Origin of the sequence: Streptomyces sp. (assembly GCF_035563135.1) — a bacterium.
Classification (GTDB): domain Bacteria; phylum Actinomycetota; class Actinomycetes; order Streptomycetales; family Streptomycetaceae; genus Streptomyces.
In genome coordinates, this window is record NZ_DATMVN010000388.1 from 1 (window position 1) to 7,709 (window position 7,709).

Sequence of the window (7,709 nt, forward strand, 5' to 3'; positions counted from 1 at the left end):
CCCCACGCCTCCCCCGCACCCCGCCCGGCACCTCGCCCCACGCCTCCCCCGCACCCCGCCCGGCACCTCGCCCCGCACCTCGTCCGTCCTTATTCGTTCGACCACCGGGGCCGCTGTCGATACAATCGCCGGTCTGCCCGCCTCCCGCACCGTGGTACCGGCCAGCCCTTCGAGCGGCCGGCAGCCGGGGGAGCGCTGCCGACCGGACGGAAACCGGCCGACGACCCGCGCACGCGCCACCCGCGTGCGCATCTCTGTGTGAACGTCCCCGAGCGGACCGGGCGATCGGCCCTGTCCGCCGTCCTGCGTCGAACAGCCGGAGGCAACACCGTGCCCGCGCACGAAGAGTCAAGCAATCCACTGGTCAGGGAGCGGGCGCACCTCGCCGCGTCCCGTGCCGCGCTGCGCGCCATGCGCGAGGACGTGCAGGCGCTCGACATCCGCGACGTCACCGCGAACTGGGTGAACGCCGAGGTCCTGCAGGCGCAGATCGACGACCGCATCAAGGCGCTCGCCGACCTCTCCCACACCCCGCTGTTCTTCGGCCGCCTCGACTATCTGCACGAGGCCGGCGCCGACACGGCGGAGGGCGCGGCAGGAGGGGCGGCGGCGCACAGCTCCTCGGCCAGGGGTGGTGGCGGGCGGCAGGAGGGCGAACGCTTCTACATCGGGCGCCGCCACGTCCACGACGCCCACGGCGACCCCATGGTCATCGACTGGCGCGCACCCGTCTCCCAGCCGTTCTACCAGGCCTCCAGGAACAATCCGCTGGACGTCGACCACCGCCGCCGCTTCGGCTACACCGGCGGCGAACTCACCGCGTACGAGGACGAGCACCTCACCGACCCGGCGGAGACCGAGCAGACCAGCAGGATCCTCCAGGCCGAGATCGAGCGGCCCCGTGTGGGCCCGATGCGCGACATCGTGGCGACGATCCAGCCCGAGCAGGACGAGATCGTGCGCAGCGGGCTGGGCGGGACGGTCTGCGTCCAGGGCGGACCCGGCACCGGGAAGACGGCTGTGGGCCTGCACCGGGTGGCGTTCCTCCTCTACGCGCACCGCGAGCGCCTCGCCCGCACCGGCACCCTCGTCGTCGGCCCGAACCGGTCGTTCCTCCACTACATCGAGCAGGTCCTGCCGGCGCTCGGTGAGCTGGAGGTGCAGCAGGCCACCGTGGAGGACCTGGTGGCGGCGCGCGTCGAGATCCGTGGCACGGACGGGTCCGCCGCCGCGGTGATCAAGGGCGACGCCCGGATGGCGGAGGTCCTGAGGCGGGCACTCCGCTCGCACGTGACGCCTCCGACGGAGCCGGTCGTGGTGGTGCGCGGGTCGCGGCGCTGGCGGGTGCCGGCCTACGAGATCGAGGAGATGGTCGGTGAGTTGCTGGCCCGCGACATGCGGTACGGGGCTGCCCACGAGGCCCTTCCGCAGCGCATCGCGCACGCCGTCCTCGTACGGATGGAGGAGGCGGGCGAGGCGCCGGACGACCGGGTGCAGAACGCGGTGGCGCGCGATCCGGCGGTGAAGGCGGCCGTGAAGGCGATCTGGCCGGCGGTGGACCCGGCGAAGCTCGTGCTGCGGATCCTGACGGACGCGGAATTCCTGGCCGCACACGCGGAGGGGCTCCTCACCGGCGACGAGCAGAAGCAGATCCTGATGACCCGGCCCGCCCGGAGTGTGAAGTCGGCGAAGTGGACGGCGGCGGACGCGGTCCTGATCGACGAGGCGGCCGACCTGGTGGCCCGGACGCCTTCACTGGGCCACGTCGTCATCGACGAGGCCCAGGACCTGTCCCCCATGCAGTACCGCGCGGTGGGCCGCCGCTGCTCGACCGGTTCGGCGACCGTGCTCGGCGACCTGGCGCAGGGGACGACGCCGTGGTCGACGCAGAGCTGGGAGCAGGCGCTGTTCCACCTGGGCAAGGCGGACGCGGTGGTGGAGGAGCTGACGGCCGGTTTCCGTGTGCCGCGCGAGGTGATCGCGTACGCCTCCCGGCTGCTCCCCGCCATCTCCCCGGGCCTCGCCCCGGTGGAGTCGGTGCGTGAGACGCCCGGCTCGCTCGCCGTGCGTGAGGTGGCGGTGGCGGAGCTGGACGCCGCGGTGGTCGCTGCGTGCGAGGAGTCGCTGCGGCATGAGGGCTCGATCGGCCTGATCGCCGCCGACGCCCGTGTGCCGGCCCTGTCGGCGGCTCTCGCGGCGGCCGGCCACAGCTGCCTCTCGCCCGGCGAGGAGACGACGGCCGGTTCCCGGCTGACCCTGGTCCCGGCCTCGCTGGCGAAGGGCCTGGAGTACGACTACGTCGTACTGGACGAACCGGCGGCCGTGGTCGACGGCGAACCCGACGAACGCACGGGCCTGCGCCGCCTGTACGTGGCCCTGACCCGAGCCGTCTCGGGTCTCGTGGTCCTGCACGCGGCACCGCTGCCGGAGCGGCTCGCCCGGTCGGGCCGGCCCGCACGGGCCCAGGCCGGGCAGGTCAGGTGATCACGTCACCGTGGTGGCCACGACGGCGGCGGTGACCGCCACCATCGCCGCCTGCATGGTGCGGATCGCCGCACGCACGTCGTCGCCCGCCCAGTGGCCCTCCGCCATCTTCTCCATGCGCGGCTTCACCTCCCGCGCCGGCACCCCGGGGAACGCGAGCCGGTGCAGGCCGGCGGCGTGGATCAGGGCCACGAGGCCGGCCGAGCGGTCGTCCGGATCCGCGCCCCGCAGCACCACCGAGGCCAGGCGCTCGCGCAGCTCCGCCTCGGTCGCCCCGTCGGCCTCGGGATAGCGGCGCACCGGGAAGAGACCCAGCACCTTGCGCTTCTCCTCGCTCACGAGACCGCGTGCGCGCAGGCTGTCGATCGTGGCGCCGACCGCCTTGGCGTGATCCCTGGCCAGCCAGTCCGTCACCTCGGGCGGCCGGCTCCTCTTCGCCGCCCAGGCATCCATCAGAGCGAGCCGCTCGTCGAGCAGAGCGACGCCGGTGGGCGTCCGGTCGGCCACCGTCAGCCGTCCGCCGTCCACCGAGAGCCGCCCTGCCAGGACGAGTTCGAGCAGGATGCCGCCCGCGACCGCCCATCCGGCGGCCTGCTGCTCCTTGGCCGCTCCGGACTCGTCGTCCAGCGAAAGCAGCATGATCTCTTCACCCAGTGTGACCGACATGTCTCCACTCCCCCTCGTTCGCTCACCCTTAGTGACGAACAGGAGACGCCGCCGGTTCCCGGCCATCTCATCGACTTGTCCTCCCTCCTCCCCGTGACGGGCGGGCGCCGCGACGCGAGGCCACAAGTGCCGTCCTCTCACGGGGAGTTGTCGTGTCAGCTGGTGCGCGGGGCGTTTACAGACCACGTGGGGCGCGCTACGTTCTTGGGAGCGCTCCCACGAGTCCCTCTCCCCCCATCCGCACGGCACGCCGACAGTTCGGCGTCCGGGCCGGGACAGCCCGGAACCGACGGCTCCATGCGCACGAGCGGGTCACCAGGGTCATCTGCCCCACCCAGAGAATCCCGAAGGAGATCAACCTCATGGCCATGCGAAACACCATTCGGAGAAAAGCCCGGATACGCGCCCCCCGCACGCTGGGTCTCATGGGGGCCGGCCTCCTGGCTTTCGGTCTGGCCGGTGTGTCCACCCCCGCGTCCGCCCACGGCGTCGCCATGGAGCCGGGCTCACGCAGCTACCTGTGCTACAAGGACATGATCGCGAGCGGGAACCAGATGCCGTCCAACCCGGCCTGTGCCGCCGCGGTCACGCAGACCGGCACCACTCCGCTGTACAACTGGTTCGGCGTCCTGGACTCCAACGGCGGGGGACGGACCACGGGGTACATCCCCGACGGCGAGCTGTGCAGCGGTGGCCACAGGGGCCCGTACAACTTCTCCGCGTACAACGCGGCCCGCAGCGACTGGCCCACGACGCACCTCACCGCAGGCGCCACCACCCAGGTGAAGTACAGCAACTGGGCGGCCCACCCCGGCAAGTTCAACGTCTACATCACCAAGGACGGCTGGACGCCGAACAAGCCCCTCGCCTGGGGCGACCTGACGCTCACCCAGACCGTGAACAATCCGCCGCAGGCCGGTGGCGCGGGCTCGGACGGGGGCAACTACTACTGGAACCTCCAGCTCCCGCAGGGCAAGACCGGCAAGCACATGATCTTCATCCACTGGATCCGCTCGGACAGCCAGGAGAACTTCTACTCCTGCTCCGACGTCGTCTTCGACGGGGGCAGGGGCGAGGTCACCGGCATGAAGGGCAGCCAGCTGTCGGCGGACGAGCTGGCGAAGGCCGCGGAGAAGGCCGGAACCCCGGCCGTACCGGTCCACGCGGAGCACGCCGGGCATGAGGCCCCGGCCGGCGAGGCCCGGCTGGTCGCCTCCACCGACGACTCCTCGGCCGGCTACCTGCCCGCCGCGACGGCGGTCTCGCTGACGGGCGCCGCCCTGGTGTTCGCCGCAGGGGCAGTGGCCCAGACCCGGCGCCGCCGCCGGCAGGCCGAACAGAACCTCTGACCGCGAGGAGCCGGGTGCGGCCCCGGGCCGGTGACCACCGGCCCGGGGCCGCACCCCCTCTGCCCCGAAGCGTTTCCGGGCCCGTCACCCCTCACCCGTCGAGCGCCGCGCGCCACTCCCGGACCGCTGCCGCGTCCACCGGGCCGCTCCAGCCGCCCGGCCGCGCCATGCCCCCGATGTGGAAGGCCTCAATGCCCGCGGCGCGCAACCGCGGCAGATGGTCGAGGCGCAGGCCGCCGCCGGCCATGATCTGCGGCTCGTAACCGGGCAGGTCCGCGTGCCCCGCTTCGGCCACCAGGGTGTCCATGCCCGCGTCGACTCCGTCCGGCGAGCCCGCCGTGAGGTAGGTGTCCAGCCCCGGCAGGTCCGCGAGGTGCTTGCGCAGTACGTCGCGGTCGGCCGCGCGGTCGATGGCGCGGTGGAAGGTCCACGGGCAGCCGTTCAGCTCGGCCACGAGCCGCTCGACGGCCACCAGGTCGACGTGCCCGTCCTGGTCGAGGAAGCCCAGGACGAATTCCTCCGCCCCCGCGGCGCGCATCGCGTGGGTCTTCTCCACGAGGGCGCGGATGTCGCCGGCGGCGAACCCGTCCGCGAGCCTGAGCATGACCCGCAGCGGGATGTCGACGGCGGCCCTGATCTCCGCGAAGGCCGTCACGGACGGGGTCAGGCCGTCGGCCGCCATGTCGGTGACCAGTTCGAGGCGGTCCGCACCACCCGCCTGCGCCGCGACCGCGTCCTCCGCATCGAGAGCGATCACCTCCAGGAGTGCACGGTTGCTCATGGTGTTCCATTCCGTCGGAGCGGCTGTCACTACAGGTCTAGTCCAATAACCAGACTACGGGTCAGCCACCCGAGGCGCAGCTCCCCATGGGTACGCACGCGTGAAGATACGCGAGACCGCGGCGGCGTCCGTGGAACGGACGCGCCGCGGCCTCGTGGGTCACGGGGGCGGGGGACGTCAGGGCTGGCCCGGCATCGACCAGCAGTTGGAGACGGCCTTCCTGCCGGAGAGGCGGTCGGTCATCCAGGAGATGGCGCTGCCCTGGTCGGCGAGGTAGGGGGCGAGGTGGTTGGTGAGGATCTTGTCCCCGAGGTTGGGCAGCAGGACGGCCTCGTACGTCACGTTCGCGCCCTTGTCGCACCAGTCCACCGCGAGCTGCCGCGACTGCTGGTGGCCGACTATGTCGTCGTGCACGCCGGTCGCCAGGCGCACCGGGGACACCGGCTTCAGGTTGCCGATGCGCTGCTGGGCGAGGACGGCCTGGAGCTTCGGCTCCGCCGCGATGATGTCGGCGAGCGGCTTGCCGTTCGCGGTCCACTTCTTGCTGTTCGTGAAGCCGTGGCCGAGTATCGCGTCGCCCACGCACATCGTCGAGGTGTCCTTCAGCGCGGCCTTGCCGACCTCGTTCGTGTTCGCGTCGACCACCGCCTTCAGGGACGGGTCGGACTGCGCGAAGCCGTTGATCGACCAGCCCAGCGCACCGGCCAGGGCACTTCCGTCGATGCCCTTCATGACCTCGGTGAGGTCGGCGGGCGGCGCGCCGGCGTAGGTGCCCGCCAGATTGACGTCGGGGGCGTACGTGGGCTGGAGTTCGGCCGCCGCAGCGCTGGCTCCGCCGCCCTGGCTGTAGCCGTAGAGACCGACCCGCGACTCGGGCGTGAGCGACGTGCCGGCGACGGAGCGCGCGGCGCGGACCGCGTCGAGGAGGGCGTGACCCTCGTCGACCCGGTTGACGTAGGTGTGGAGCCGGTCGGTGGTGCCGAGGCCCGCGTAGTCGGTGACGACGACGGCGGCTCCGGCGGCGAGGAAGCGGTACACCGCGAGATTGTCGTAGCCGATGGACACCGTGCCCTCGCCGATGGTCAGCGGGCGCTGGAGCGACAGCGAGGGGGCGCACTGGTCGCCCTGGCCCATGGTCCCCGAAGCCAGCGCCACCAGCGGGCGGGGGCCGTCGCCCCTCCACGGGGCGGAGGGCTCGATGTACGCGCCGGTGACGGCGACGGGGCCGCCGCCCGCGTCGGTGGACTTGTACATCAGCCGCGTCGCGGTGCCCGGCAGCCGGCGGCCGTCCAGGCCGGGAAGGCTCAGGCCCAGGGGCAGCGGCTCCGTGCGGACGAGGGACCCGTCGGCGGCGGGCAGCTGCGCCGGCGGGTTGTAGAAGGCGGGGATGGTCACACCCCGGGAGACCACCGGCTCCGACCCGGCGGACCCTGCGGACCCTGCGGCCTCGGTGGCCGAGGCCGGTATCGCCGCCGCGCCCAGGCAGGCGGCGACGGCCACCGAGGCGGCGATCAGGCGCCCGGTGCGGCGCCCCTGCCGACGGGGAGGCAGGAGGTGGGGGGTGTTCACGGTGGGGCTCGAACGGGTGGTCTTGCGCGGACTCACGGCTCACTCCTCGTTCTGCTCCGGGATCTGCTCCGGTGAAGGTGAGCGCAAGCTAGCACCGAGGCGTTACCTCAGGTAACTCATCGGTAAGTTACGCTTCGGTAACGTATACGGGGCGACCCCGGCCGAGGCGGACCCCAGGCGAGGCAGGACCGGCGGAGGCAGGACCGGCCGAGGCAGGACCGGCAGGACGGCCCCGGGGAGAGCGGCCCCGGTCACTCCCTATCGGCCGATGCCCCCTCACGGGCCCCGTCCCACTCACGGGTTCCGCCCCCTCACGGGCTCCGCCCCCTCACGGGTCTCCGTCAGGCCCGGACGAACCGCACCGGCGTCCCCGGGACCGCCTGCGCCGCCCCCGCCAGCGCCGCCTCGGCGACCACACCCACGACCGGGTAACCGCCCGTCGTCGGATGGTCGTTGAGGAACACCACGGGCAGCCCGTCCGGCGGCACCTGTACGGCTCCCAGCACCATGCCCTCGCTGGGCAGTTCACCGTCCCGTGCGCGCCGCAGGGCCGGGCCCTGCGTGCGCAGCCCGATGCGGTTGCTCCGCTCCGAGACCCGGTACACGGCAGTGGTGAGCGTCCGCAGCGCCGCCGCTGTGAACCAGTCGTCGCGCGGCCCCCGGTGCAGGGGCAGCACCAATTCGGCGGGTACGCCCGGCCAGGGCACGGTGTCGGCGGCCGGCGCGTCCCCGGGCCGGCCCAGCGGCAGGACGTCACCGTCACGCAGGACCGGCGGGCCGAGCCCCGAGAGCAGGTCCGCCGACCTGCTGCCGAGCACCGGCTCGGGCAGCAGGCCGCCCGCGAACGCCAGATAGCCGCG

5 protein-coding genes and 1 pseudogene are annotated in these 7,709 nt (G+C 72.9%); 2 read left to right on the forward strand and 4 right to left on the reverse strand.

Translation table 11 applies throughout. From position 1 onward, the window contains the following. Positions 1-330: 330 nt before the first annotated feature. Complete coding sequence (locus VN520_RS16875) at positions 331-2,484, forward strand: HelD family protein (RefSeq protein WP_325747746.1); 2,154 nt, start codon at positions 331-333, stop codon at positions 2,482-2,484. On the opposite strand, the gene VN520_RS16880 is transcribed toward VN520_RS16875, so the two are convergent. Continuing rightward, entirely contained in the window at positions 2,485-3,150 is a 666-nt protein-coding gene (locus tag VN520_RS16880; RefSeq protein WP_325747747.1) for a GOLPH3/VPS74 family protein, read from the reverse strand. A 362-nt stretch (positions 3,151-3,512) separates the two neighbouring features. On the opposite strand from VN520_RS16880, the gene VN520_RS16885 reads away from it, so the two are divergent. Continuing rightward, positions 3,513-4,499, forward strand: a complete 987-nt coding sequence (locus VN520_RS16885) for a lytic polysaccharide monooxygenase auxiliary activity family 9 protein (RefSeq protein ID WP_414719866.1) — start codon at positions 3,513-3,515, stop codon at positions 4,497-4,499. A 91-nt stretch (positions 4,500-4,590) separates the two neighbouring features. On the opposite strand, the gene VN520_RS16890 is transcribed toward VN520_RS16885, so the two are convergent. The 3 genes and pseudogenes from VN520_RS16890 to VN520_RS16900 all read right to left on the reverse strand — a co-directional run. Next, entirely contained in the window at positions 4,591-5,280 is a 690-nt protein-coding gene (locus VN520_RS16890; RefSeq protein WP_325747748.1) for a copper homeostasis protein CutC, read from the reverse strand. Between the two features lie 177 nt (positions 5,281-5,457). After that, positions 5,458-6,885 carry a lipase family protein gene (locus VN520_RS16895; RefSeq protein ID WP_325747749.1) on the reverse strand — a complete coding sequence of 476 codons (1,428 nt, stop codon included), beginning with the start codon at positions 6,883-6,885 and terminating at the stop codon, positions 5,458-5,460. A 305-nt stretch (positions 6,886-7,190) separates the two neighbouring features. Beyond that, positions 7,191-7,709 (reverse strand): annotated as a pseudogene (locus VN520_RS16900) (biotin-dependent carboxyltransferase family protein); the annotation flags it as partial.